This window comes from Aeromonas sp. FDAARGOS 1417, from assembly GCF_019046985.1.
Taxonomy (GTDB): Bacteria; Pseudomonadota; Gammaproteobacteria; order Enterobacterales; family Aeromonadaceae; genus Aeromonas; species Aeromonas veronii.
Window position 1 is genome coordinate 659,111 of sequence record NZ_CP077221.1, and the last position, 23,560, is coordinate 682,670.

The 23,560-nt window shown below is 55.8% G+C and carries 21 protein-coding genes; 10 read left to right on the forward strand and 11 right to left on the reverse strand.

Annotation, left to right across the window (positions count from 1 at the left end; genetic code table 11):
- The first annotated feature begins 84 nt into the window (after positions 1-84).
- From I6L47_RS22435 to fabA, 9 genes are all read left to right on the forward strand, one after another.
- A complete protein-coding gene (locus I6L47_RS22435; protein ID WP_254204805.1) occupies positions 85-1,224 on the forward strand; it encodes a phage/plasmid replication protein in 1,140 nt (379 codons plus the stop codon).
- The gene (locus I6L47_RS02960) at positions 1,221-1,502 is read left to right on the forward strand and encodes a hypothetical protein (protein ID WP_216948617.1); all 282 of its coding nucleotides are present in this window, start codon (positions 1,221-1,223) and stop codon (positions 1,500-1,502) included. The genes I6L47_RS22435 and I6L47_RS02960 overlap by 4 nt, the downstream gene beginning before the upstream one ends.
- Positions 1,503-1,514: 12 nt before the next feature.
- Positions 1,515-1,802 (forward strand): single-stranded DNA-binding protein, encoded by a 288-nt coding sequence (locus I6L47_RS02965; RefSeq protein ID WP_216948618.1) that lies wholly within the window; start codon positions 1,515-1,517, stop codon positions 1,800-1,802.
- Between the two features lie 76 nt (positions 1,803-1,878).
- On the forward strand, positions 1,879-2,097 hold the full coding sequence (locus I6L47_RS02970) for a major capsid protein (protein WP_216948619.1): 219 nt from the start codon (positions 1,879-1,881) through the stop codon (positions 2,095-2,097).
- Positions 2,098-2,499: 402 nt separating this feature from the next.
- Positions 2,500-3,801 (forward strand): virulence factor TspB C-terminal domain-related protein, encoded by a 1,302-nt coding sequence (locus I6L47_RS02975; protein ID WP_216948620.1) that lies wholly within the window; start codon positions 2,500-2,502, stop codon positions 3,799-3,801.
- Entirely contained in the window at positions 3,798-4,067 is a 270-nt protein-coding gene (locus I6L47_RS02980) for a DUF2523 domain-containing protein (protein WP_216948621.1), read from the forward strand. The genes I6L47_RS02975 and I6L47_RS02980 overlap by 4 nt, the downstream gene beginning before the upstream one ends.
- Positions 4,064-5,113 (forward strand): zonular occludens toxin family protein, encoded by a 1,050-nt coding sequence (locus I6L47_RS02985; RefSeq protein ID WP_216948622.1) that lies wholly within the window; start codon positions 4,064-4,066, stop codon positions 5,111-5,113. Before I6L47_RS02980 ends, I6L47_RS02985 begins: the two co-directional genes overlap by 4 nt.
- A gap of 195 nt (positions 5,114-5,308) precedes the next feature.
- Positions 5,309-7,285, forward strand: a complete 1,977-nt coding sequence (locus I6L47_RS02990) for a Lon protease family protein (protein ID WP_005336580.1) — start codon at positions 5,309-5,311, stop codon at positions 7,283-7,285.
- A 98-nt stretch (positions 7,286-7,383) separates the two neighbouring features.
- Entirely contained in the window at positions 7,384-7,923 is a 540-nt protein-coding gene (fabA, locus tag I6L47_RS02995; protein WP_196783564.1) for a 3-hydroxyacyl-[acyl-carrier-protein] dehydratase FabA, read from the forward strand.
- An 84-nt stretch (positions 7,924-8,007) separates the two neighbouring features.
- Here fabA and rmf read toward each other — a convergent pair whose 3' ends face one another.
- The 6 genes from rmf to I6L47_RS03025 all read right to left on the reverse strand — a co-directional run bounded on the left by rmf (position 8,008) and on the right by I6L47_RS03025 (position 13,288).
- Positions 8,008-8,184: a ribosome modulation factor gene (gene rmf / locus I6L47_RS03000; RefSeq protein WP_010674759.1), complete on the reverse strand. Its 177-nt coding sequence runs from the start codon at positions 8,182-8,184 to the stop codon at positions 8,008-8,010.
- Between the two features lie 161 nt (positions 8,185-8,345).
- Positions 8,346-10,259 carry an ABC transporter ATP-binding protein gene (locus tag I6L47_RS03005; protein ID WP_216948623.1) on the reverse strand — a complete coding sequence of 638 codons (1,914 nt, stop codon included), beginning with the start codon at positions 10,257-10,259 and terminating at the stop codon, positions 8,346-8,348.
- 73 nt (positions 10,260-10,332) lie between these two features.
- On the reverse strand, positions 10,333-10,563 hold the full coding sequence (locus I6L47_RS03010; protein WP_088868955.1) for a glutaredoxin family protein: 231 nt from the start codon (positions 10,561-10,563) through the stop codon (positions 10,333-10,335).
- Entirely contained in the window at positions 10,563-12,758 is a 2,196-nt protein-coding gene (rlmKL, locus tag I6L47_RS03015; protein WP_216948624.1) for a bifunctional 23S rRNA (guanine(2069)-N(7))-methyltransferase RlmK/23S rRNA (guanine(2445)-N(2))-methyltransferase RlmL, read from the reverse strand. Before rlmKL ends, I6L47_RS03010 begins: the two co-directional genes overlap by 1 nt.
- Positions 12,759-12,898: 140 nt before the next feature.
- Positions 12,899-13,024 (reverse strand): type B 50S ribosomal protein L36, encoded by a 126-nt coding sequence (ykgO, locus tag I6L47_RS03020; RefSeq protein WP_005336596.1) that lies wholly within the window; start codon positions 13,022-13,024, stop codon positions 12,899-12,901.
- On the reverse strand, positions 13,025-13,288 hold the full coding sequence (locus I6L47_RS03025; protein WP_005336598.1) for a type B 50S ribosomal protein L31: 264 nt from the start codon (positions 13,286-13,288) through the stop codon (positions 13,025-13,027).
- Between the two features lie 249 nt (positions 13,289-13,537).
- On the opposite strand from I6L47_RS03025, the gene I6L47_RS22440 reads away from it, so the two are divergent.
- On the forward strand, positions 13,538-13,681 hold the full coding sequence (locus I6L47_RS22440; RefSeq protein ID WP_254204806.1) for a hypothetical protein: 144 nt from the start codon (positions 13,538-13,540) through the stop codon (positions 13,679-13,681).
- Here I6L47_RS22440 and I6L47_RS03035 read toward each other — a convergent pair.
- The 5 genes from I6L47_RS03035 to pepN form a co-directional block, all read right to left on the reverse strand.
- The gene (locus I6L47_RS03035) at positions 13,669-14,205 is read right to left on the reverse strand and encodes a cell division protein ZapC (protein WP_216948626.1); all 537 of its coding nucleotides are present in this window, start codon (positions 14,203-14,205) and stop codon (positions 13,669-13,671) included. The genes I6L47_RS22440 and I6L47_RS03035 overlap by 13 nt on opposite strands.
- Before the next feature lie 90 nt (positions 14,206-14,295).
- Complete coding sequence (gene pyrD / locus I6L47_RS03040) at positions 14,296-15,306, reverse strand: quinone-dependent dihydroorotate dehydrogenase (protein WP_005336601.1); 1,011 nt, start codon at positions 15,304-15,306, stop codon at positions 14,296-14,298.
- A gap of 77 nt (positions 15,307-15,383) precedes the next feature.
- A complete protein-coding gene (locus I6L47_RS03045) occupies positions 15,384-20,243 on the reverse strand; it encodes an NAD-glutamate dehydrogenase (protein ID WP_216948627.1) in 4,860 nt (1,619 codons plus the stop codon).
- Between the two features lie 278 nt (positions 20,244-20,521).
- Positions 20,522-20,743, reverse strand: coding sequence for a DUF2835 domain-containing protein (locus tag I6L47_RS03050; protein WP_033136823.1), 222 nt, complete (start codon positions 20,741-20,743; stop codon positions 20,522-20,524).
- A gap of 70 nt (positions 20,744-20,813) precedes the next feature.
- A complete protein-coding gene (gene pepN / locus I6L47_RS03055) occupies positions 20,814-23,438 on the reverse strand; it encodes an aminopeptidase N (RefSeq protein WP_216948628.1) in 2,625 nt (874 codons plus the stop codon).
- Between the last annotated feature and the right edge of the window lie 122 nt (positions 23,439-23,560).

A 23,560-nucleotide genomic window follows, 5' to 3' on the forward strand; every position in this document is an offset into this window, starting at 1 on the left:
TTGAATCTTAGAAATGATATTTCTTGACAACTTAGAACTTGGATTCTAAGGTTCTCACATTATCCTAATTTCTGAGAAAATTAGATGTTTTTCGACTGGCTGACCATAGAACAGGATTTCGGGTTTCAGCTGCCGCTTCTGGATGGCAACGCTTATGCCCGTCTTGTGATAGAGGAGGGGGAGGTTGTGGAAACTGGTTCTTTGACCGCTCCGGCGTTCTCTCACAAAGGCTCCTTTTGCGACAGCGTTCTGATTAAGGTGAACGGGTCGTCTATTCGCATGTCTGGCAACCCCTCCCGCTGGGGCCGCCTCGAGAACTTGTGGGGCTACCGCTCCATTGATGCGATGGTCTGCGTTTACAACTCAATCCTGAGGGATATTTATGGTAACTGTGACCGAATCCCGCAATTCAGCAAGTGCACCAAGCTGTATTATGCGCAAGGCTCTGCCTGTGAAGTCATCGGGGCCGATGGTGCTATTATTCGAGAACTACACGTTACTGAAAATATTTCTGTCGGTGCTTCTAACGAGCGCGATTATATTAGCGGCTTGTCCACTCTTCGTTATCGCCACTCTATTCCTAGACTTCATCCGGATGGTAATTCAGTAGACTGGTTATCGAAACAGGGTAACGCCTCTCTTATTTACCCAACGGTCTATAATAAGGCTTATGAAATGGAGTTGCACTCCCTTGGCAAAATTGCTCGTGCCTTTGGTGATGATTCCGAGGAAGTGCGCCAACTCTTGAACGTTATTGGTTATTGCCGCTCTGTCGGCCTCGTCCGCTTCGAACTGAAATTAAAAAACAGATATCTGCAACGCAACAACATGCAATATTGGGGACTGTCTGATTACAGCCCACTCGAATCGTTAATGAGCGAATTTATTAATATCGACCAAAAGCTGAGCGTGACATCTATGGACTTTGAAACTATATCCGAGCGTCTTTTGACTATGGGCATTGTGGATAATACCCGTGCCGCTAATACCACTGCACTCCATGCACTTCAATGGATGCATGGCCAGACATTTGATTTTAAAAAGCGAGCCATTCAAACTCATCGCGCCAGACTTCGCCACCTCGGCATTGATATTGCCACCAAATGCAATATCTCTAAGTTCAGCCCGATATTTGTTACTGCTCGTCGCGAGGTCAAATCTAATATTGCCGTTCCGCCGAGCTGGTATGTAATGCCGCAAACTCAATTGAGGGCCGTAGCATGAAATATTGCATCTGCTGCCACCTCCCGATAATCGGTAACGGTGACTATTTCTGCAATCGCAAATCCTGCGTTGATATTCGGGCCGCTGCCGAACGTCAACGCCATATAGATGAGCACGGTAAATTCATTCTCCAGTATGAGACCTATGACGCAACAACTGAGGTGCTGCGCTTTGAGTATGCTGGCGAACGGGATTACCACGCTGATTTAATCCGCGAACAGGTCGTTGAACTGTTCGGAATCAACCCTGACGGCTCGACCGTTGAATACCGCCAATAAAGGACTGCACCTATGAAAATCGAAATCGCTAACGTGAACGTGCGCAATCAGTCTGGCACCTCCCAGCGTACCGGAAAGGCCTACAGCATGAACAAGCAAGAAGCCTACCTGCACTTGGACGGCCAGCCTTACCCGGTTCGCTTCGAGTTCAACCTGCCGGACGGCGCACAGCCCTATCAGAAAGGGTTCTACACCGTCACCGATAAGTCTTTCATCGTTGACCGTTTTGGATCACTCGGCGTCTCTGGCCAGCTCGAACTGCTGCCCATCGCCGTTGGCCAGCAGGTCAAGGTTGCCTAATTAAAGCAACAGTTACCTGTTCCCTCGCCCATGGTCAGGGTAGGGGACTTAACCAACCCAATAGGGAGATACGACCATGAAAAAACAAGCTACTGCACTGCTGAAGAAACTGGGCGCTACTGCTGTTATCGCTACTGCCTCCGTTCCCGCGTTCGCCGCTGAAGGTGATATCGATGTAAGCGCCGTAACCGGCGTTATCGCCAAGGTTGGTGTCGCTGCTGGTCTCATCGGTGTCGCCGTTCTCGGCGTGATGGCGGCCATCAAGGGTTACAAGATGGTTCGTGGCGCAATGTAACTCAGTGGGGGTGTTGTATGTCTTACCAGTACAAAGGCGTCTGTTATAACACCCCCGAGTCTACATTGGCGGCCATGGCCGCTGACATGTCGGGGGTCGGGACTGACCAGAACGGCAATCCCGCCCCTTACTTCACTCGAGTCGAAGGCTCAACCCTCAAGACAGTATCCAGCACTGGATCAGTTGTAGTTTCCACTCCAGAGCTTATTTCCTGCCAACAGCTCAATGCATATCAAGCCTCGGCTATTTGTTTGGCCATTGGCGTTGTTTGGGCTATCGCTTGGGCCTATCGCACTCTCGCAACCTCTTTGCACGCAGGGAGCGAAATATGACACCCGAGGCCGTATACGTGTCGATAGCAATACTCGGCATGTTCTTTATATTGTTCACAACGAGGTGAATATGTTTACCAAATATAAGGCGGCCTTATTTATTATCGCCGCCTCATTTTCATCTATATCGAACGCTGCATATACGACCATGACAATCGAAGGCGTTAAGCAGGCAAATGGCGTTTGGACTGCTGCCGGTGTAATGGATTCTGCTGGTTTTGTTCGCACGACTGGCGCCGTTACTGTATATGGCACAACTCGCAATCTACCCGTTAAAATGGCCGTTAATCGTGCTATTGCATCATCATCTCTTAAAACTGTTGCGGGAAGGCTTGGCCCTTATGGAATAGCCGCTCTCGGCGCTATGGAAGTTTACGATTATTTCAATTCCAATAACGCAGTTCCTTGTGATGGCGATACAAAATTTTGTTTTCCTGTTGACCCTTCTCTTATTGACCCAACTTACACATATGGAAAATATTACGACATAACTATGTCTGGTGTCGGTAACGCAACGGGCAGTAGCGTTACTCAAGCGTGTACCAATGTTGCGTCCATGTCTTCAGGAATATATAAGATGGACTTTACTAGTTATAATCCATCAACTTCCCGCTGTTATTTCACAAAGGCGAACGGCACGTCTACAAATGGTTATGTTTATATTAGGTCGTGCCCTCCTGCATCAACTCTCGATTCATGCCTTTACCCAATCAACCCCAAAGACCCTAAGCCTGTTTATTACTCCGATTCTGATTTTTTGAATCTGCCAGACCCCTCTTGGCCTGTTCTTTCTGACGGTTATTCCCATATTCCGCAACTTGGCAACCCCCCTATTTCATCCACCGACTTCACTCCTTTTTCCGAGTGGATGGGTGACCCTTATTTCAAAGATGGTAACTGGTGGCGTGACCGTATGGATATATCCCCATCTAGCACAACATCCTCTCCGACTCGTGTGAAAATTGATATTGGCCCCGTTAAGATTGTCGGCGCTACCAATCCTGAAATCGTCCCAGATACTGGCCCCGCTGGCGGCACTGGTGGCGCTCCGCAACCTGAGAAAGAGAAGCCAACCTTCTGTGAAGCTAACCCTATGTCGATAGCTTGTGCCGAGATGGGGGAACTCAAGGATGAGAAGCTTGAGGTCGAGGAGCGGCCCGTTGATGTTTCCTATACCCCTTGGGGTTCCTCAACGTCACAATGCCCTGCTGATAAGGTCATTCCCCTTTGGGAAGATCAATCCTTCACCATCTCTTATTCGCCGGTCTGCCAGTTCGCCAGCCTGCTGCGTCCTTTGGTCATCGCGCTGGCCTTGCTTGCTGCCGGTTTTATCGTTGCTGGAGTTACCCGTAAGGGTGGGGGTGATGCATGAATATCGCTGCATGGTTGTTGTCTATTGCTGGCCCGATAGTCACTCGCGTTCTGATACAGCTCGGCATTGGCGTGGTTAGCTATGCCGCTGTTATTACTGCCGTGAACAGCTTGATATCGAGCGCTCGCGGTAACTACAACAACATCCCGACCGATATCGCCTCGATCTTTGCTATCGCTGGTTTCAATGATGCGTTCGGCATCATCGTGGCGGCCATCGCGGCTCGCTTATCTGTTCAAGTGTGGAAGAGGTTCCAAATCAAATGATCACTCTAATCACAGGTGTTCCAGGTGGCGGTAAAACGCTCTATACCGTCCATGAAATCCTTCAGCCTGAGTCCAAGGCGGGTCGCCAACTCTTCGTTGATGGTATCCCCGAACTGGTGATACCTCACGAGGTAGCCCCTGATCTACTCGAGTGGCCTGACTGGGCACCTCATGGTGCTCACATTATCGTTGATGAGGCCCAACGCATTTGGCGGCCAGAGGCATCCGCTAAGACGCCACACCGCTCCATTGCCGAGTTCGAGACGCATCGTCACCGTGGCCTCGACTTCACTCTCATCACGCAGCATCCGAACCTGATCCATGCGAACATTCGCCGCCTTGTTGGGCGGCATATCCACCTTCGTAGAACTGCGTTCGGTGTCATTGCTTACGAGTGGTCTGAGTGCAAAACCAGCCCCGATACAGCTTGGAAATCTGCTGTTACTAAACTCCGGTGGAAGCATCCCAAGAGCAGCTTTGGCCTCTACAAGAGCGCCAGTATTCACCAGCAGGTGAAATTCCGTATCCCCAAGGCCGTCTGGTTTATAGCCATTCCTGTTCTTTTGTCTCCGTTACTTATTTGGGGTCTCTATAAGGTCTTTACTCAAGGTTTCGCACCTCCAGTTCCCAATACTTCAACGGCTAAGGCTGCACCTGCGTCCAGTTCGCCGTTCTCTATGACATCAGCACCCGCGCAGCCGGTTTCGCAGCAACAGGGCGCTCCTGTGGCCGTTGCGTCGACACCCAAGCCAGAGAAAGAGGTCGATATTCGTGAGTCGTTCATCCCAAGGGTCTATGGCGAGCCCAACACCGCGCCGGCCTATGACCATCTGCGCACTGTTGTAGTCATGCCGGTTGTTGCTGCCTGCATTGCTGATGCTGATCGTTGCATGTGCTATACGCAGCAAATGACCAAGGTCGACATGCCAGAGGCCCAATGCCGTGAGCGAGTCGCACGTGGTGAGTTCGACCCGTACCGCGATGTGGCGAAGCCACGCGAGGTGCGGGGCGAACTACCCAACACGACGCCACACACGGAAACATAGGGGCTCCCGTTATCTCTCATATCAACCCTGATGCCGATAAATCTACTTATCGGCATCTGTCTTTCTGGTCCCTGGCCAACTGGGTGATTGCGCATAATGTATATTATGTTAAATTAAGTATCTTGTTTCCTGTCACCACTTATTGAACTGTGTATAATGGCAACAATTGATCCTATCTTCGACCGGATGTCTTAAGTGGCTGAATTAACATCAGAACAATTAAAACCCGCTTTTGCGATTGAACAGTTCCCCAAGCTTAGCGAGCTTGAACCTATCCCCTTTGCTGCGCTGCAACCCAGAGCCATTTCCGGCATCAAACGTCTTGCCAGTTTTGATGGTGACTGTCCGGTCATGCTGCTCAACGGGTTTCCCGGTGCAGATTACGAAGGCGTTTGCCAGACGCTGATTGCCGACTCCAATGGCAAGGATGGTGACCTGTTTGATCTCTGCTACACCGAGAATCTGAACAACCCCTACAAGCCTATCTGGCTGCGCCTGCAACCGGGCACCGGCGTCGAATTTTGCGAAATGGTTGGCGAGCTGCTCAAGCTGTTGAGCCACCATCTCGATGCCGAACGCATCGTGACCCGCATCATGCGCAAGCAGAACAATGATCCGAAAATCGATGATTTCCTCTCCGATCTGGCGGCTCACGTGGCATTGGGTCTGGAGTTCCAGCACCCCATTCTGATCAACCTGCTGATCCACCACGAAGCGCAGGAAGCGCCGGTAATTTATGGCCGTGATCTCAACTGGGATACCCTGTTTGGCTCCATCAACTACCAGACCGAGCAAGGCTCTGTGTATGCCAACCAGCACCTGTTGGAGCCTGGCTTGCTGCGCGAAGCCAACGGCGGCTACCTCATTTTGCAACTGGACGAGCTGCTGGATCAGCCGCACCTCTGGTTCAAACTGAAAAATGCCATGCAAAAAGGCGAGCTGGACTGGAACGCCTATCAGGAAGGGAAAACTCTGACCCCCTTCTTCGCGCCTGAAGCGACCCCCATCAAGCTCAAGCTGATCCTGGTCGGTGACCGACTCGACGTGGCCGAGTTCCAGATGCTGGATCGCGATATGTCCGAGCGCATCTTCCTGCGCGCGGATCTGGTGTCAGAGGTGAATATTGAAGAGGATCTGCAGGAATTTCTGCAGTACCTGGCCTGGCTGCGCCAGCGCTGGAGCCTGCTGGACTTCACGCCAGCCGCCCTCGCCGCCCTTTGTCGTCATGCCAGCCGCCTCTGTGACCATCAGGAGTGGTTGTCGCTCTCCGAAGTGCAACTCTCCGCCATCATGCGGATGGCTGACAGTCTGGCCCGGGAGCTGGAATCTGATGTGGTCACCGACGAGCATATTCGCGGCGCACTGGAAGAGCAGGATTACCGCCTCAACTATCTGGTTGAGCAGTCCGATCAGGGGGTTATCGACGGCCAGATCCTGCTGCAAACCGATGGCGAAGAGATTGGCCAGATCAACGGCCTGTCTGTCATTCAGGTCTCCGGTCACCCTTATGACTTCGGCGAGCCGGTGCGCCTCACCGCGACCGTACACCTTGGTGATGGCGATGTGGCGGATATCGAGCGCAAAGCGGAGCTGGCCGGTCATATCCACGCCAAGGCGATGATGATTATCCACGGCTATCTCTCCAACAAATTTGGTGCAGAGAACCCCTCCCCCCTGTCGGCCAATCTGGTGTTCGAGCAGTCTTACCACGAAATTGATGGCGACAGCGCCTCCCTGACCGGCTTGTGTGCCCTGCTCTCTGCCCTCGCCCGCCAGCCTATCTATCAGCACTTCGCCGTGACCGGTGCGGTCGATCAGTTTGGCAATGTGCAGGCCGTTGGTGGCGTGAACGAGAAGATTGAAGGCTTCTTCCGGGTGTGCAAAATCCACGGCATCACCGGCAAGCAAGGGATCATTTTGCCGGGCACCAACATCCAGCAGCTGAACCTCTCTGACGAGGTGATTGCGGCGGTTGAAGCGGGCCAGTTCCACATCCACCCGGTGGATCATGTGGAAGAGGCCATCGAGTTGCTCACAGGCTGTGTCGCCGGTGAGCCTGATATGCCCGATACCCTGTTTGGCCGTATTCAGGAGCGGTTGGACGAGTTGAACGGCTCCACTGCCAAAGTCGGACTGCTGCAATCCCTGCTGGGGCGCCTGTTTGGCCGCTGATGAAGTGATCGGAGTTGTTTAGCGAACAACTGTAAGCTAAATTGGCCCGGCTTTGACCCATTTGAAGGAAATACCGCGTGACCGTAGACAATACCACCATGGAAGCCCGCCTTTCCCTGTGCGAACAGGGCAAGAACTCTTTTACCCGTGAAGAGCTGCTGGCTTGCAGCCGTGGCGAACTGTTTGGTGAGGGTAACAGTCAGCTGCCTGCCCCCAACATGTTGATGATGGACCGCATCGTCAAGATCAATGACAACGGCGGCGAACACGGCAAGGGCGAGATCCTCGCTGAGCTCGACATTACTCCGGATCTCTGGTTCTTCGATTGCCACTTCCCGGGTGATCCTGTGATGCCTGGCTGTCTCGGTCTGGACGCCATGTGGCAGCTGGTTGGCTTCTTCCTGGGCTGGAAAGGTGGCCCCGGCAAGGGTCGTGCTCTGGGCGTAGGTGAAGTGAAATTCACCGGCCAGATCCTGCCGACTGCCAAGAAAGTGACCTACAAGATCACCTTCAAGCGCGTCATCAACCGCAAGCTGGTGATGGGAATTGCTGATGGTGTGGTCGAAGTCGACGGCCGTCCGATCTACAGCGCCACCGACCTGAAAGTGGGCCTGTTCAAAGATACCACCGCATTCTGATCTCTCTGATTGGTGGTAAAACAGCACTAACGCAAAGGGGCCACAACGGCCCCTTTCCTTTTGTAATGAGTGATGAAGTACCTGCTACTTCATGAAGAGGCCTGAGCCCCGCCCTTCCATGGCGTCACGCCAACCACCAAGCCAATGCCCTCGGGCATCCAGGCATTGATACGGACACGCTTCTTTCTGTTTGCCGACCACGCCAGCCTGATAACCACGAGCACGAGCTCTTTCCAGACGGTCCCGCTTCTGTCTCTTCATCATCTACGACCCTCTTCGTGGAACAAAAAAAGCGACCAATTCTGCATCGGTCGCTTTCATCTTTACTCCTGCGAGCGCACTCGGTCAAACAAAAACTTCCACCCTAACCGGGCTATGTGACACAAGGCACTGAACTGGATTAAGTTTTAATTACAGGGAACTTACTCCTGATTTTTGAGTCCTTCCAGCTCTTCCCAGCGAGCAAATGCCTGTTCCAGCGCGGCTTCAGCGGCATTGAGCGCATCCAGTTTCGGCTGGGTTTTATCTGCCGGCAGCGAGAAGAACCCAGGCTGGTTGATCTCGCTTTGCAGCGCATCCAGCTCGGCTTCCAGCTGTTCGAGACGAGCGGGCAACCCTTCCAGTTCAAGCTGCAGCTTGTAGGAGAGCTTCTTGCTCTTCTTCGGCGCTTCTGGCGCGGCGGCAACGACCGGCTCCGGGGCCTTAACCGCTGCACTCTTAGCCTGTTGTTGAGCGTTCTGCTGTTCGCGGGTCGCCATCATGTCGGCGTAACCACCCACGTAATCGCTGATGCGGCCATCCCCTTCAAACAGCCAGCAGCCGGTCACTGTGTTGTCGATGAAGCGACGATCGTGACTGACCAGCAGCAGGGTGCCGGGGTAGTCGGAAAGCAGCTCTTCGAGCAGCTCCAGGGTTTCCACATCCAGATCGTTGGTCGGTTCATCGAGGATCAGCAGGTTGCTGGGCTTGAGGAACAGCTTGGCCAGCAGCAGCCGGTTCTTCTCGCCACCGGAGAGCGCCTTGACCGGGGTACGGGCCCGCTTGGGCTCGAACAGGAAGTCCTGCAGGTAACCGAGGATATGACGGGAGCGGCCACGCACCATCACCTCCTGCTTGCCTTCCCCGACGTTGTCCACCACTGTCTGCTCGGGATCGAGCTGCTCGCGGTACTGATCGAAGTAGGCCACTTCCAGATTGGTGCCCTGACGTACCGAGCCACGAGTGGCATCTAGCTGGCCCAGCAACAGCTTGATCAGGGTCGACTTGCCGCAACCGTTGGGGCCGACCAGCGCAATCTTGTCGCCACGCAGCACCTGCAGATCCAGCCCCTCGAACAGGGTGCGATCACCAAAGTCGAGCCCCAGCCCTTCCGCCTCAAATACCAGCTTGCCGGAGCGGCTCGCCTCGTCGAGTTGCAGCTTGGCTTTGCCCTGCAGTTCACGACGCTGGGTACGCTCCATGCGCATCGCCTTGAGGGCGCGCACCCGGCCTTCGTTACGGGTACGGCGAGCCTTGATACCCTGACGAACCCATACCTCTTCCTGGGCCAGCTTGCGGTCGAACTCGGCATTTTTGAGCTCCTCGACCCGTAACCACTCCTCTTTGCCCTGCTGGTACTCGTCATAGTTACCCGGCCAGGAGGTGATCACGCCGCGATCCAGATCGATGATCCGGGTAGCCAGCTTGTGGATGAACTCCCGATCGTGAGAGATAAAGACGATGGCGCCGCGAAAATCCTTGAGGAACTCTTCCAGCCAGTTGATGGCCTCGATATCCAGGTGGTTGGTCGGCTCATCGAGCAGCAACAAGTCGGGATCGCAAGCCAGCGCACGGGCCAGCGCCACTTTGCGCAGCCAGCCACCGGAGAGGCTATCGAGGGTCACGTCAGGATCCAGCCCCAGCAGGGTCAACACCTGACTGATACGGGTCTCGAACTGCCAGCCGTTCTGATAGTCGAGCTGTTCTTGCAACTCGCTCATCCTGCGAATGTTGGCGTCTGACGGATCGCTAGCCAGCTCCATGGAGATGTGGTGGTACTGCTTGAGCAGTTCCCCCACCCCCGCCAGCCCTTCGGCGGCATAGTCAAACACCGTCAGCTCGCTGGAGGCCGGTGGATCCTGCTCAAGGCGGGTCACTTTCAAATCTTGTTGCAGCACCAGACGCCCGTCGTCCAGCGGCAATTCACTTGCAATGACCTTCATCAGGGTGGACTTGCCCGCCCCGTTGCGGCCAACCAGACAGAGGCGCTCGCCCCGCTCGATGGTCAATTCGGCATTGTCGAGCAGCGGGAAATCACTGAACGACAGACATGCGCCGTGCAATGTTAAAAGAGCCATGTGTGTTCCTTATTTCATATGAAAAAAACGGGCAGCAGACTGGGTCTGCCCCCGTTTTATCGTCAAATCACTCTCACCCCTGACGGGCGGCCCAGCTTTTGAGCTCGGCCAGCGTGAAGGGCCAGCCGAGCTCGCGGCCCGCCTCGTCACACAGCACAGGAATGCGCACCCGATAGGCGGCAAGCCACTGCTCATCATCCATGATGTCGCACTGGCGGGTGGTAGCGGCAAGGCCTGCCTCCTCCACCAGCGCCCAGGCCTGCTCGCACAGGTGGCAACCGTCGGTATGAAACAGGGTCAGCATCACGCCTCGCCTTGCTCCGGCGCATGGGTGATGATCCAGCAGTTGTGGATGTGCTGGTTACGTTCGAAATCCTTCGGTCGCGTCTTCTGGGTGATGTTCTGGGCCTTGAGACCAGTGGCCTCTAGACCGGCCAGATCCATCTTGAAGTGACGCTTGTTGTTGGAGAAGACCAGAGTGCCGTCCGCCGCCAGCAGGCGCTTCAGGTGCTGCATCAGCAACAGGTGATCGCGCTGTACGTCGAAGCTCTCGTCCATCCGCTTGGAGTTGGAGAAGGTGGGCGGATCGATAAAGATGAGGTCGTACTGCTCATCGGCTTCAGACAACCACTTCAGGCAATCGGCCTGCACAAACTTGTGCTGACGGCCCACCAGCGAGTTGAGACGCATGTTGTCCTGCGCCCAGTTCAGGTAGGTGTGGGACATGTCGACTGTGGTGGTCTCGCTGGCACCGCCAAGACCTGCGTGCACGGTGGCACTGCCGGTATAGGCAAACAGGTTCAGGAAGCGCTTGCCCTTCGCCATCTGGCCCAGCATGCGGCGAGTCTGACGATGGTCGAGGAACAGGCCGGTATCCAGATAGTCGTAGAGGTTGACCCACAGCCGGGCGCCGTACTCCTGCACTTCCATCCGGTGCTGCTCTTCAGAGAGCTTCTGATACTGCTGTTTCCCTTCCTGACGCTCGCGCACCTTCAGGATCACCTTCTCGCCATCCATGCCGGTCACCTTGATGGCGGCCTGAACCATGTCGAGCAGACGCTGACGGGTCTTCTGGGCGGGGATGTCCTTGGGCGCGGCATACTCCTGCACCACCAGATAGTCCTGATAGCGGTCGATGGCAGCGTTGTATTCCGGCAAGTCGGCATCGTAGATGCGATAGCAATCGATGCCCTCTTTGTGGGCCCATTTCTCGAGGGTTTTCAGATTCTTGCGCAGACGGTTGGCAAAGTCCTGTGCGACCTCTTTTTGGGAAGCCACGGAGTCCAGTGCGATCTGGTAGTTACGCAGCTGACACTCGAGGGCGCCGTTGAACAGGCGATATTGCTTGTCGGCGCGCAGGCGCAGACAGCTAAGCAGCTCGGGCGATGCGGAAAGAATGGAGACTTTCCAACCCTGGAAGCTGCGACGCAGGGCATCGCCGAGGGCCTGGTGGACTTCCAGCAGCGCCGGGAATTCGCCAAGACGCTCGCCGTAAGGCGGGTTGGAGATCAGCATACCGACCTGGCGGGCCTCCCCTTGACCTTCTTCCCCTTCAACAGGGGCAGGCATCGGCAGCGGGTTTTCCAGCTTGGTGACGTCGGCCAGCTTGAAGGTGATGAGGTGGGCCACACCGGCTGCTTTGGCGTTATCACGGGCTTTGAGCAGCACACGCTGGTCGGCATCACAACCAAATAGTTTTACTTCACAGCGCTGCATGCCGCGTTTGGCGCGCACTTGCGCTTCCATCATCAGGCTCTGCCACAGCTCGCTATCGTGCTGCAGCCAGCGATCGAAACCGAAGCGCTCGCGGCGCAGCGCCGGCGCCATGTCGGCGGCGATAAAGGCCGCTTCAATCAGCAAGGTACCGGAACCGCACATCGGGTCCATCATGGGCTCACCGGCCCAGCCACTACGGGCAATCATGGCGCAGGCCAGGTTCTCTTTGAGGGGTGCTTCACCGGTGCCTTGACGATAGAAACGCTGGTGCAACGCCGGGCCTGACAAGTCCAGCGTGATATTGGCCTTGCCCTTGCCCAAGTGCGCCATGATACGGATATCAGGCGACTTTTTGTCCACGTCCGGACGCACGTGACCGCGCTTGGTGAAGCGGTCGACGATGGCATCCTTGATCTTCAGCGCGCCATATTGGGTATTGCGAATGGCAGGGTTGGTACCGGTAAAGTCCACCGCGATGGTAGAGGTACCGGAGAAGTGCTCTTCCCAGGGAATGGTGTGGGCGCCCAGATAGAGATCCAGATCGTCGTTCATCTGGAATTCGGAGAGCACCAGCACGATGCGGGAAGCAAAACGGCTCCACAGGCAGGCCTTGTAGCCAATCGCCAGTTCGCCTTTGAAGTGGACGCCAGCCACGGTCTCACGGACCTGCTCTGCGCCCAAGGTGGTCAGCTCGTCGGCCAACAGGTTTTCCAGCCCCTTGGGGCAGGTTGCAAAAAATTCTTTCATCACGCTCACGGGGAACCCATAAAAATAGTGCCGCATTATACCTCATCAGGCGGGCTGGAGCATGCAAAAGTCGGCGCAAACAGCAGGATGGAAACAGATTGGTAGACAGAGAGAAAGGCAAGAGACCCCATGACTACCCGATGGCGAGATCATGGGGCCAGACATCATTTAGCGGATCACTTCATACGAGCCTTGAAACGGGGATTGCTTTTGCAAATCACGAACAATTTGCCGCGGCGGCGCACCAACTGACAATCGGGATGACGCGCCCGTGCGGATTTGAGTGAACAGACGACCTGCATTCAGGACTCCTTCTTGCTTGAAAATGCGCCAAAGCGCTTGTTGAAACGGGCCACACTCCCCTCACTCGATACCTGCTTCTGCTTGCCGGTATAGAACGAGTGCGACTGGCTGGAAACATCGAGCGACACATAGGGATACTCCTTCCCATCTTGCCACGTATAGCGGCGATCGCTCTTGATGGTTGACCCGACCAGGAAAAAGGCATCTGCTGCCGTGTCATGGAACAGCACCAAACGATAATCCGGATGAATATGAGGCTTCATGGCAACTCCATTTTGTTATGTTATAACAGAATGTAAGTGAGAATAGCTCTCGTTTCAAGCATAAAATGTCGTATGTAGAAAATCGCTGCAGTGAGTGATGTGTTGATAGCGAGATGAAGGCACTACGCAAGCAGAACGAAACTAGAGGGAGGCACCATGCTTACAGCACGGAATACCAAGATACTGCGTGGGTCAGAACACAAGGTGCAAGTGGATGTAACAAGCCTCAAGAGACGCTGGATCACAACCATGAAGATCAATCAGAATGAGCCAGATGTTCGCGGATCAATGAAGTATCAGAAACGAGGCGCTATTGAGGTGACCACAGTAAAAACAGGCAACGGTGTAATCACAGAGATAAAACAATTGATGAAAATATATCAACTGACCTGACGATATTGCTCGGTCACGGTAATACGCGGTTTCATCCGGTTATTCATCACCTTGATCACCCCGAAACGTGGCAGAGTTTTACTGGTGGTCAATACCAGATCGGCTGTGAGGTTCAAACAGACGCTGGCCTGATCCCCTGTCTCAATGACCATAAATTCGCCGTTGCCATGGGGTGTATTCATCAGGACCAGATCACCATTTCGCGGGATCACTTGTGGATGCTGTTCACTAAAAAACCAGCTTTGCGGCATCAGGGGTTTATAAAAGCGACTGACCGCGATGGCATTAAGCACCAACTGAACCTGATGAGGAATACTCCACTCAAGTTCGGCCGCTTTATCCATCAACTGATAATAGAGGGCTGCATCATCGACACAAAAAGGCTGGGCTGCAAACGAACTGGGCACCAATTGTCGCCCTTTATACTCGGTCGCAAATAACATGTTATCAGACAGGTCCAACATCAGACGGTCACTCTGGGCATCATAGTGCCATTGCCAGCTATCGGTCGGTTGGATAAACATGTTGGAGCCCTTACTTGATAATTACCAGTTGACTTTATTCCATATGCAGGAAATCAGCAACGTCAAATAAAGGGCTCCTCCATCTATTTCTTAAATATTGGTCACAATCTCTTTGACCAGCCCCGGCCCTTTATAAATAAAGCCGCTATAAATTTGTACCAGACTGGCACCAGCAGCCAATTTTTCACGGGCGGCCATGGCACTATCAATACCACCCACCCCGATAATTGGCAGAGCACCATTGAGCGCCTTGGCCAGATGGCGGATCACCTCGGTACTCTTGTGCTGCAGCGGACGACCACTCAGGCCACCCGCTTCACCGGCGTGGGGCATGTCATAAATCATCTCGCGCTCGAGGGTAGTATTGGTGGCGATAACCCCATCAATACCATTCCGTACCAGCGACGCAGCCACCTGATCTATTTCTTCAAGGCTTAAATCCGGGGCAATTTTAACCGCCAGCGGCACATACTTTTTATATTGGGCGGCCAGCTCTTGCTGACGCACCTTGAGGGCGGCCAGCAATTCATCCAGCGCCTCGCCATATTGCAGTGAACGCAAACCCGGGGTGTTGGGGGAAGAGATATTGACGGCAATATAACCGGCATGATCATAAACCTTGTCCATGCAGATCAGATAATCATCCTTGCCCTGTTCGATGGGAGTATCTTTGTTCTTGCCGATATTGATGCCGATGACCCCCTGATATTTGGCCTCTTTTACCTTGGCCACCAGATGATCCACCCCCTTGTTGTTGAATCCCATCCGGTTGATGATCCCCTCTGCCGGAATAACCCGGAACAGGCGCGGCTTGTCATTGCCGCTCTGGGGTCTGGGGGTGACGGTACCGACCTCGATAAAGCCAAATCCCATGGCGCCCAGCGCATCAATGCACTCACCATCTTTATCCAGACCTGCCGCCAATCCCACCGGATTGGCAAAAGAAAGCCCCATGACAGTGACGGGGCGTTTCGGCAAATTCTGGCGGAAGAAACAATCGAGTGGCGTACCGAGAAGGCGGGGCAAATATTTCATGGAGAGATCGTGAGCCTGTTCCGGATTGAGTTTGAACAGGAAATGCCTGGCGATGGGGTACAACATCTTTGCTCCTTAAAGAAAGCCCCGGCAACTGGCCGGGGCTTTGGGTGTAATGTCGGTGTCATGCCTTAATCTGGCAATTAAAGTGCCCGACAATTCAACTGGAGCAGGTTCAACTCTCGCAAGGCCACCGAGAACTTGGCGAACTCGTGGGTACTGGTGGTCTTGAAGTCGGCCAACATGTGGGTCCAACGAGACAAGAGTTGCTCATGCTCCGAAATCCAGTCGGCCAGTATGGTAGCGCATTCTCCCTGATCTTTGCACCCTTCCAGTACCACAGAAGTGAGACTGCGTTGCTGCCAGTCAAGATCTTCGCGGAAGGAGGCTCGCGCCATCGCCTGCCAGTGGTTGCCGACCGGCTGATGGTTAATCTGGTCGAGGAACCAGTGCAGATCCAGTTTGGCTCCGAGGCGATAGTAAACGTTGGCGGCACGCAGGATATCGGTCTTGTGCTCCGCGGCAATTTGCGCCAGATCCAGGCTTGAGAAGAGGCTGCTCATATGGGCGACCTGACGGGCAATGGCCTCCGGCACCTGTTTCTCCATCCACTTGGCAACAGCCTGACGATGCTCGGCCACTTCGCTCTCATCCATCACCTCGTAGAGGTGCTTCCCTAAGGTCTCGAACGCCGGACGGAAGAAGGCGATGTTCACGCTGATGCTCCAGCTGCGATTGCGGGCACGCAGGAACCAGCGGGTGGCACGGCGCACAATCCGGCGGCTGTAGAACATCAGCTCGAGCTGAGTCTGAGCATCAACCAGGTTGTCGCACCCTTCGATATCGCGCCACAGCTGGTTCATACCAAACACTTCGCGGGCCATGGCGAAGCAGCAGGCAACTTCCGCCACCGAGGCACCGGTCTCGTCCTTCATCCGGCTGGCGAAGTTGAGCCCCATGTCGTTAACCAACATATTGGCCACCCGGGTAGCGATGATCTCGCCGCGTAGCGGGTGATCGGCCAGCTGGGCACCAAATTGCTGCTGCACCTTGGCCGGGAAGCTGGTGACCAGCATGTTGGCGAGGAAGGGCTCGTCGGTCACTTCCGGGCAGTTGAGCTGCTCTTTCAACACCATCTTGCCGTAGGCCACCAGCACTGCCAGTTCGGGGCGGGTCAGTCCCTGCCCTGCAGCCATCCGCTCTGAAAGATCCTCGTCAGAGGGGAGGAACTCGAGCGCACGATCGAGCTTGCCTTCCCGCTCCAGTCCCTGAATAAAGCGCTGCTGCTCTTTCAGTTGTTCAGAGCCGCGGAAGCTGGTGACCGAGATGGACTGGGACTGGCGATAGGCGTTGGTGATCACGATCTGCGCCACATCGTCGGTCATCTCATACAGCATCTGGTTGCGCTGCTTGAGTGTCAGATCCCCTGCCGCCACCAATTGGTTGAGCAGGATCTTGATGTTCACCTCGTTGTCGGAGCAATCCACCCCGCCCACGTTGTCGGTAAAATCGGTATTGATGCGACCGCCCTGACTGGCGTACTCCACCCGACCGAGCTGGGTGAAGCCGAGGTTGCCCCCCTCACCCACGATACGGGCCCGCAGATCGCGACCATTGACTCGCAGTGCGTCGTTGCTGCGATCGCCCACTTCCCCATCGCTCTCGCGAGCGCTCTTCACGTAGGTGCCGATGCCGCCGTTCCACAGCAGATCGACATTGAGGCAAAGCAGTGCCTTGATCAGCTCGTTCGGCGCCATGCTGGCCTGGTCGGTGCCGAGTAGTGTCTGCATCTCGGGGCTCAGCTTGATGGACTTGGCCGAGCGCAGGAAGATGCCGCCCCCTTGTGATATCAGCTCGCGGTTGTAGTCATCCCAGCTGGAACCCGGCAGATCGAACAGGCGCTGGCGTTCGACAAAGCTCTTGGCCGCATCCGGGGTCGGGTCAACGAAGATGTGCATGTGGTTGAACGCGCCCACCAGCCTGGTGTGCTCGGAGAGCAGCATGCCGTTGCCGAACACGTCGCCGGCCATGTCCCCAATCCCCACGCAAGTGAAGTCGGTGGTCTGGCAGTTGACGCCAATTTCACGAAAATGCCGTTTGACCGACTCCCAGGCACCACGGGCGGTGATGCCCATCTTCTTGTGGTCGTAACCGACCGAGCCGCCGGAGGCGAACGCATCGCCGAGCCAGTGGCCGTATTCGAGGCTTATTTCGTTGGCGATGTCGGAGAAGGTCGCCGTGCCCTTGTCGGCGGCGACCACCAGGTAGTAGTCATCCTCGTCGTGACGCACCACGGATGTCGGCGGGATCACCTCGCCGCCGATGATGTTGTCTGTCACATCGAGCAGGCCGCGAATAAACAGGCGATAACAGGCCTTTCCCTCCTCCTGAATGACGGCGCGGGTTGCCCCCACCGGCATCTGTTTGCAGTAGAAACCGCCCTTGGCCCCCACCGGCACGATGACGGTGTTCTTCACCTGCTGGGCTTTCACCAAACCCAATACCTCGGTGCGGAAGTCCTCTTTTCGATCGGACCAGCGCAGGCCACCACGGGCCACCTTGCCCCAGCGCAGATGCACCCCTTCCACTCGCGGTGAGTAGACGAAGATCTCGAATTTCGGCAGCGGCAGCGGCATGTCGGTGATGCTGGACGGCGCCAGTTTGAAGGATATGTAGGGCTTGATGTTGCCCGCCTTGTCCAGCTGGTAGTAGTTGGTGCGCAGGGTAGCGTCAATCATCTCCACATAGCGGCGAATGATACGATCGTCATCCAGGTTGGCCACCTGATCCAGCTTGGCGGCAAGCTCCTCGTGCAGCTTGGCGGATGCCTTGGCATCTTGCGATGGCACCTTGGCGTCCTGTTTACCGGCAGGATCCAGGCGCTGTTCGAACAGGGTAAACAGCAGCTGGGCGATATCAGGGTAACGGGTCAGGGTCTCTTCGATATAGGACTGGCTGAAGGATACACCGGTCTGGCGCATGTATTTGGCATAGGCGCGCAGCACCGACACCTGGCGGCCGGTGAGACCCGCCCCCAATACCAGCCGGTTGAAGCCGTCATCTTCCAACTGCTTGTTCCAGATGGCGGCAAACGCCTGCTGGAAGCGCTGTTGGCTCTGGGCCAGATCAAAGGGCTGCTCGCCATGCAGCAGCATGGAGAAGTCGAGGATCCAGAACAGATCACCGCCCGGAGTGCGTACCTGATACGGGGTCTCGCCGATCACCCGCAGCCCCATGTTCTCCAGCATCGGCAGCACATCGGAGAGGTGAATGGGCTCGGTGCGATGGAACAGCTTGAGCCGTACCCGACGGTCATTCTCCTCCTCCTGCGCGCGGTAGAACAGCATGCCCAGCGGCTCGGCTTCGCTCAGGTTATCGAGCGCCATGATATCGGCCACGGCCGAGCCAGGCAGCACATCTTCTTTGTAAGCGCGAGGGAATGCAGTGCTGAAACGGCGGCGCAACTCGTTACCACGGGCCTCGCCATAATGGGAAAGCAGCACGGAGTCGAGTCTGTCGTCCCAGCTGCGGGCCGCTTCAATCAGGTTGTTCTGTACTTCGTTCACATCCACATCCACGTTGTTGTTGTTGACCCGCACTATGTAGTGGGTCCGCGCCAGCACGCCTTCGGTGAAGTAGACGTTGAACTCCACCTCTTCATTGCTGCCAAAATATTTCTGCAAAATTTGCTGGGTCTTGATACGCAGCGCTGTGTTGTAGCGCTCCTTGGTGACATAGACCATGCAAGAGAAGAAACGACCATAGACATCCCGGCGCACGAATAGCCGCAGCATGTCACGCTCCTGCATCTCCAGCACCCCAAGACCGGTGGCCAACAGCTCCTCTTCACGAGCCTGGATCAGTTCGTCACGGGGATAGGTTTCCAATACATTGAGCAGCGCCTTGTAGGCGTGGGAGCCCTTCTCGTGACCGGAGGCGGCCATGATGCGCTCGAGACGATGGCTGATGAGCGGGATCTGGGTCGCGCTGGTGTTGTAGATGGAAGATGCATAGAGGCCGATGAAGCGATCTTCCCCGATCACCTTGCCATGCTCGTCGAAGCGCTTGATGCCGATGTAATCCACATAAGCCGGACGGTGCACCCGGGACTTGCTGTTGGATTTGGTGAGGATCAGCAGGTCAGAACTCAGAGCAGCGTGACGGGCGCTGGCCGGCATGTTGCCAAGGCGCTGACCCACCACCTTGATGGAGTTCTTCATCAGCCCCAGGCTGGAGCTCGCCTGCGGCAGGATCTCGTGATCCCCCTCCACCGCCTTGACGTCGTAACGGCGATAGCCCATCAGGGTAAAGTTGTGGGCAGCCACCCATTTGAGGAAAGCAACGCAGGAGGCCACCTCCTCCTTGCTGACCGGGTGCTTGCGCTTGGGCAGTTCGTCGATGATCTCATTGAGCTTGGCCAGCATGGGCTGCCAGTCGCCCACGGCAAGCGCCACTTCACCGGCCACCGAGTTGAGCTCGGCAGCCAGCGCGGCCATCTGCTCCTCGCTGGTGAGGTGATCGATCTCGATAAGGAACGCCGTTTCAACCGAGGTCTGCCCGTCGGTGTTGTCGAGTTCCAGAATGGCGTCAATCTTGCCATCCGCACCGCGAATGAGGTGCAGCGGTTGGTGCAGCATCATGTGGGCGGTGATATTGAGCCGTTTAAGCGCCATCCGGATGGAGTCGACCAGGAAGGGGGAGTCCTGCAGGATCACCTCGACGATGGTATGGGGCGATTGCCAGCCGTGACGGGTCAGCTCGGGATTGTAGACCCGGATGTAGGGATCGATACCGCTGCGCTGATTGAGGGCATTCCACAGACTCAGGGCCGCGCCATAGAGATCGCTGTCATTGCGATCGTGCAGGTCGGAGCTCGCCATGTTGCCGTAGAACTTGGCAACGAAGCGCTCGACCAAAGAGGCACTGTTTTTGGGCAACTTCTGATGGATCAGACTGAGAACGTTTTCGAGCAGAACTGAGGTAGGGGCGTCTTTCAATGCCATTTTTATATTCCTTATCGGACGACATTAACCACCGACGCAGAGGCAACCACCCTGGTTACCCGCTGGTGCAGAGTTGTTGCGAAGTGTAATGGCTTGGATAAGGGAAGGCGAGGAAAGGTGCTAACGAGATGTTAAAAACAAGGTGCAGATCACGGCTTAAACTGTGAGAAATTTTGCAAATAACCAAAAATACAGAAATTCCCACTACCTTTGTGCCAGTTTACCGGATAGATAGTGACGTAAAGCAGATAAACAGTCGGTAATCTGTTCGATTTTTGTTAATTTATGCGTTCGAGACTGATAAAGCGGTAATCGTCCTGGGTTTTCAGCCGAAAATAGCCATGCACACCATTGATGGCGACAAAGGGGCGTATTTTTTCTATGCCAAGTTCCAGGGTCAATCCCTGTTCGCTGCGCACCACTAGCCGTCTGGCATGGCCCTGATACATCAGCATCACCTCGTCACTGCTCAATGAGAGCCGAAAAGTAAACTGCTTCACACTTGCTCCTGATCACACGACAAATCACACAATGGGGGCAGGCGCATTCACGCCCCTGCCCCGTCGACACTTACTGCTGCAGTGCCTTGCTGACCTTCTCGAACAGATCCCGTGCCAACCCCTCAAGGTTGGCAAGACGGGTCAGCTCGGCGCGGATCAGGGCCTTGCGCGCCTCATCCAATCGCTTGAACTGGATAAGCGGCGTGATGAGGCGGGAAGCGACCTGCGGGTTGACCTCGTTGAGCTCGATCAACAGATCGGTCAGGAAACGGTAACCGCTGCCATCCACCGCATGGAACTGCACCTGATTGCTCATGGCGAAGCTGCCGATCAGCGCCCGCAGCCGGTTCGGGTTGCGAATACTGAAAGTGGGGTGATTCATCGCCTGTTTCACTTCGCTCAGTACATCGGCAGCCGGTTTGCTGCCAATCAGCCGCAGCCAGTTGTCCAGCACCAGTCCATCCTTGGCCCACTTGCCTTCAAAGTCGGCCAGCAGCGCAGCGCGGCATGGCAACAGATAACCGTTGGCCACCTGCAGCGCCGCCAGAGTGTCGGTCATGTTGTCGGCAGTTGCATACTGCTCGCGCACCAGCGCATCGGCATGCTCCGCATCCAGCGCCGCCAGATAACCGAGCACTACCCCTTTGAGGGCTCGCTTGGCCATATCGGCGTGCACCACCTGATAACCATTCAGACGCAGGCTCTGATAGGTCGCCGACAAGCGCGCGCCAAAGGCCTCGGCAAGACGGGTGTGGATCGCGTCGCGTACCTGATGGATGGCATCGATATCGGCCACCTCGAACAGCTCGGCCAGGGTCGCCTCACCGGGCAGCGCCAGGATCTCCGCCTTGAGGGCCAAATCAAGATCGCTGTCGTCAAGAATGGCGACGAAGGCGGCCAGCAGGGCTTGGGATAGCTCAACCCCCTGCCCGTGCTGGACCCGCGCCGCGCCGTCGATGACCGCTTTGTTGATCAGCATCTGGGCCGCATCCCAGCGGGCAAACTCGTTGCGGGCAAAGCGCATCAGGAAGGCGAGCGCTTCATCGCTGTAGTCATAGTGCAGCTTGACCGGCGCGGAAAAGTCCCGCAGCAGGGAGGGAACCGGCTTGACCGGCACCCGATCGAATTCGAAGGTCTGCTCCGCTTCCAGCACGTCGAGCACGTTGCCGATGGCCTTGCCCTGATACTGCAACGGGATAACGGCACCCTGCTCGTCATAGAGCTCGATGTCGAGAGGGATATGCAGCGGCAGCTTTTGCGGTTGATCCTGAGTCGGCGGGGTGTGCTGGCTCACATGTAGACGGTAAACACCGCTCGCGGCATCGTACTCGTCGGTCACGGTCAGCTCGGGGGTGCCGGACTGGCTGTACCAGCGACGGAAACGACCGAGATCCACACCGGAAGCATCCTCCATCGCCTGCACGAAATCATCACAAGTAGCGGCCGAGCCGTCGTGACGCTCGAAGTAGAGACGCATACCAGCCTGGAAGGCTTCTTCCCCCAGCAGGGTGTGCATCATGCGGATCACTTCCGACCCCTTCTCGTAGACGGTGAGGGTGTAGAAGTTGTTCATCTCGATCACCACATCCGGGCGGATCGGGTGCGCCATGGGGCCGGCATCTTCGGCAAACTGCGGGCCACGCACGGTACGCACGTTGTTGATGCGGTTGACGCCGCGGGAGCCAAGATCGGAGGAGAACTCCTGATCCCGGAACACTGTCAGCCCCTCTTTCAGGCTGAGCTGGAACCAGTCACGACAGGTGACGCGGTTGCCGGTCCAGTTGTGGAAATATTCGTGACCGATCACCCGTTCGATACCGTGGTAGTCGCCATCGGTAGCGGTGGCCGGATTGGCCAGCACGAACTTGGAGTTGAAGATGTTGAGCCCCTTGTTCTCCATGGCGCCCATGTTGAAGAAGTCAACCGCAACGATCATGTAGATGTCGAGATCATACTCGAGGCCAAAACGCTGTTCGTCCCAGCGCATGGAGTTGATGAGACTCTCCATGGCAAAACCGGCGCGATCGAGGTTGCCCTTGTCGACGAAGATCTCGAGGGCCACCTTGCGGCCGCTCTTGGTGGTGTAGTGGCTGCGCTCCACATCGAAATCACCGGCCACCAGCGCAAACAGGTAGCTCGGTTTGGGGAAAGGATCCTGCCACTGCACGAAGTGACGGCCGCCATCCAGATCACCGCTGTCGACCTTGTTGCCATTGGAGAGCAGGAAGGGGAACTGGGCTTTGTCGGCGGTAATGCGGGTGCTGTAGCGCGCCAGAATGTCGGGGCGGTCCAGATAATAGGTAATGCGGCGAAAGCCCTCCGCTTCACACTGGGTACAGTAGGCATCACCCGATTTGTAGAGCCCTTCCAGCGCGGTGTTGGCGGCCGGATCCAGCAGAGTGACAATGGTCAGCACACATTCGGCCGGCAGGTTGAACAGGGTCAGAGTGCTCTCGCCTTGCTCGTAGTGGTCACAGGGAATGCTATCAATGGCAACGCTCTTGAGGGTCAGCTGCTCACCATCGAGGATCAGCGGCGCATTGTGCTCACCGTTGCGACGAATGCGGGTGATGGCGGTGACCTGGGTCAGTGGCTCCTGCAGTTGGAAATCGAGGTCGATGGTGTCGATCCAGTAGAGCGGCGCCTGATAATCTTGGCGATATTTGGCCGTCATGGCCTGGGAGTGATCGGTCATTATTGTCTGCTTCCACGCTTGTTAAAGGCGAGAAAGAGGCTGTCACAACCAACTGGCGGGGTCAAACAATTTGCATTACGTCAGATACGCCAGACAAAAAGAAAGGGCGACCGCAGTCGCCC

What these genes read in the sequence shown, in the direction of transcription:
- I6L47_RS22435 (WP_254204805.1), top strand. Translation starts at nt 85, where the DNA reads ATGTTTTTCGACTGGCTGACCATAGAACAGGATTTCGGGTTTCAGCTG.
- I6L47_RS02960 (WP_216948617.1), top strand. Translation starts at nt 1,221, where the DNA reads ATGAAATATTGCATCTGCTGCCACCTCCCGATAATCGGTAACGGTGAC.
- I6L47_RS02965 (WP_216948618.1), top strand. Translation starts at nt 1,515, where the DNA reads ATGAAAATCGAAATCGCTAACGTGAACGTGCGCAATCAGTCTGGCACC.
- I6L47_RS02970 (WP_216948619.1), top strand. Translation starts at nt 1,879, where the DNA reads ATGAAAAAACAAGCTACTGCACTGCTGAAGAAACTGGGCGCTACTGCT.
- I6L47_RS02975 (WP_216948620.1), top strand. Translation starts at nt 2,500, where the DNA reads ATGTTTACCAAATATAAGGCGGCCTTATTTATTATCGCCGCCTCATTT.
- I6L47_RS02980 (WP_216948621.1), top strand. Translation starts at nt 3,798, where the DNA reads ATGAATATCGCTGCATGGTTGTTGTCTATTGCTGGCCCGATAGTCACT.
- I6L47_RS02985 (WP_216948622.1), top strand. Translation starts at nt 4,064, where the DNA reads ATGATCACTCTAATCACAGGTGTTCCAGGTGGCGGTAAAACGCTCTAT.
- fabA (WP_196783564.1), top strand. Translation starts at nt 7,384, where the DNA reads ATGGAAGCCCGCCTTTCCCTGTGCGAACAGGGCAAGAACTCTTTTACC.
- rmf (WP_010674759.1), bottom strand. Translation starts at nt 8,184, where the DNA reads ATGAAGAGACAGAAGCGGGACCGTCTGGAAAGAGCTCGTGCTCGTGGT.
- I6L47_RS03005 (WP_216948623.1), bottom strand. Translation starts at nt 10,259, where the DNA reads ATGGCTCTTTTAACATTGCACGGCGCATGTCTGTCGTTCAGTGATTTC.
- I6L47_RS03010 (WP_088868955.1), bottom strand. Translation starts at nt 10,563, where the DNA reads ATGCTGACCCTGTTTCATACCGACGGTTGCCACCTGTGCGAGCAGGCC.
- rlmKL (WP_216948624.1), bottom strand. Translation starts at nt 12,758, where the DNA reads ATGCGGCACTATTTTTATGGGTTCCCCGTGAGCGTGATGAAAGAATTT.
- ykgO (WP_005336596.1), bottom strand. Translation starts at nt 13,024, where the DNA reads ATGCAGGTCGTCTGTTCACTCAAATCCGCACGGGCGCGTCATCCCGAT.
- I6L47_RS03025 (WP_005336598.1), bottom strand. Translation starts at nt 13,288, where the DNA reads ATGAAGCCTCATATTCATCCGGATTATCGTTTGGTGCTGTTCCATGAC.
- I6L47_RS22440 (WP_254204806.1), top strand. Translation starts at nt 13,538, where the DNA reads ATGAAGATCAATCAGAATGAGCCAGATGTTCGCGGATCAATGAAGTAT.
- I6L47_RS03035 (WP_216948626.1), bottom strand. Translation starts at nt 14,205, where the DNA reads ATGTTTATCCAACCGACCGATAGCTGGCAATGGCACTATGATGCCCAG.
- pyrD (WP_005336601.1), bottom strand. Translation starts at nt 15,306, where the DNA reads ATGTTGTACCCCATCGCCAGGCATTTCCTGTTCAAACTCAATCCGGAA.
- I6L47_RS03045 (WP_216948627.1), bottom strand. Translation starts at nt 20,243, where the DNA reads ATGGCATTGAAAGACGCCCCTACCTCAGTTCTGCTCGAAAACGTTCTC.
- pepN (WP_216948628.1), bottom strand. Translation starts at nt 23,438, where the DNA reads ATGACCGATCACTCCCAGGCCATGACGGCCAAATATCGCCAAGATTAT.